Origin of the sequence: Mesorhizobium sp. M2A.F.Ca.ET.037.01.1.1 (assembly GCF_003998075.1) — a bacterium.
Taxonomy (GTDB): Bacteria; Pseudomonadota; Alphaproteobacteria; order Rhizobiales; family Rhizobiaceae; genus Mesorhizobium.
The window spans coordinates 1-1553 of record NZ_RZSA01001277.1 but is presented as its reverse complement, the minus strand read 5'-3'; the positions used below and the strand labels follow the sequence as shown (position 1 = coordinate 1553).

Here is a 1553-nt window from a genome sequence, read left to right as displayed (position 1 = left end):
GATCCTAGGGTCTGCGCGCGTCGCTTCGCTCCTTGCTCCGCCCTAGGATGACGAAGGCACGGGCACGAGCCACCTCCCAGGAAACTGTTCCCGCTCAGTGCAGGATCTGCGACAGGAACAGTTTCGTCCGCTCATGGCGCGGATGGTCGAAGAACTCGGCCGGCGTGTTCTGCTCGACGATCTGGCCCTGATCCATGAAGATCACCCGGTTGGCGACCTTGCGGGCAAAGCCCATCTCGTGGGTGACGCACAGCATCGTCATGCCCTCTTCCGCCAGGCCCACCATCGTCTCCAGCACTTCCTTGATCATCTCGGGATCGAGCGCCGAGGTCGGCTCGTCGAACAGCATGATGCGCGGGTTCATGCACAGCGAGCGCGCGATCGCCACACGCTGCTGCTGGCCGCCGGAGAGCTGTCCGGGATATTTGTTGGCCTGTTCGGGGATCTTGACGCGCTTGAGGAAATGCATGGCGATTTCCTCGGCCTGCTTCTTCGGCATCTTGCGCACCCAGATGGGCGCCAGCGTGCAGTTCTCCAGGATGGTCAGATGCGGGAACAGGTTGAAGTGCTGGAACACCATGCCGACCTCGCGGCGCACCTCGTCGATCTTCTTCAGATCGTTGGTGAGTTCCTTGCCGTCGACGATGATCTTGCCCTTCTGATGCTCTTCCAGCCGGTTGATGCAGCGGATCATGGTCGACTTGCCGGAGCCGGACGGACCGCAAATGACGATGCGCTCGCCGCGCATCACCTTGAGATTGATGTCCTTGAGCACATGGAACTCGCCATACCATTTGTGCATACCGACAATGTCGATGGCGACGTCGGTGGTCGAGACATGCATCTTTCCGGCATTGACCTTGAGGTCTTCCGCGCTGACGGCGTTTTCGGTGGACATGGCCAATTCCCCTTATCGTTGTGTTTGATGCATGTCCCAAAATCGCTCCACAGTTTTGGGACATGCCTCAGCGTTTGTAGCCGGTGTCGAGCCGGCGTTCGGTGTACATTGAATAGCGCGACATGCCGAAGCACAACAGCCAGAAAACAAAGGCGGCAAAGATCAGGCCGGATTTCGGGGTCTGCGGCGTCGCCCAGTTGGGGTCGGCGAAGTTCTGCTTCACCACGCCGAGCAGGTCGAACATCGAGATGATCAGGACCAGGCTGGTGTCCTTGAGCATGCCGATGAAGGTGTTGACGATACCTGGGATGACCAGCTTCAGCGCCTGCGGCAGCACGATCAGACCCATCTTCTGCCAGTAGCCGAGGCCGAGCGAATCGGCGCCTTCATACTGGCCCTTCGGGATCGCCTGCAGGCCGCCGCGGATCACTTCCGCCATATAGGCGGCGGCAAACAGCGAGACACCGATCAGGGCCCGCAGGTATTTGTCGAAGCTGACGCCTTCCGGCAGGAACAGCGGCAGCATGACGCTGGCGAAGAACAGCACCGTGATCAGCGGAATGCCGCGCACCGTCTCAATGAAGACGACGCAGAGCCATTTGATGATCGGCATCTTCGAACGCCGACCGAGCGCCAGCACGATGCCCATCGGCAG

General features: G+C 60.1%; 2 protein-coding genes. Both read right to left on the bottom strand.

Annotated elements, in window-relative coordinates:
* Nucleotides 1-94 precede the first annotated feature (94 nt).
* Nucleotides 95-898 (bottom strand): amino acid ABC transporter ATP-binding protein, encoded by an 804-nt coding sequence (locus EOA27_RS35890; RefSeq protein ID WP_126083217.1) that lies wholly within the window; start codon nt 896-898, stop codon nt 95-97.
* Between the two features lie 67 nt (nt 899-965).
* Nucleotides 966-1553, bottom strand: a 588-nt coding sequence (locus tag EOA27_RS35885; RefSeq protein WP_145970813.1) for an amino acid ABC transporter permease, incomplete at its 5' end; no start/stop codon positions are given.

What these genes read in the sequence shown, in the direction of transcription:
- EOA27_RS35890 (WP_126083217.1), bottom strand. Translation starts at nt 898, where the DNA reads ATGTCCACCGAAAACGCCGTCAGCGCGGAAGACCTCAAGGTCAATGCC.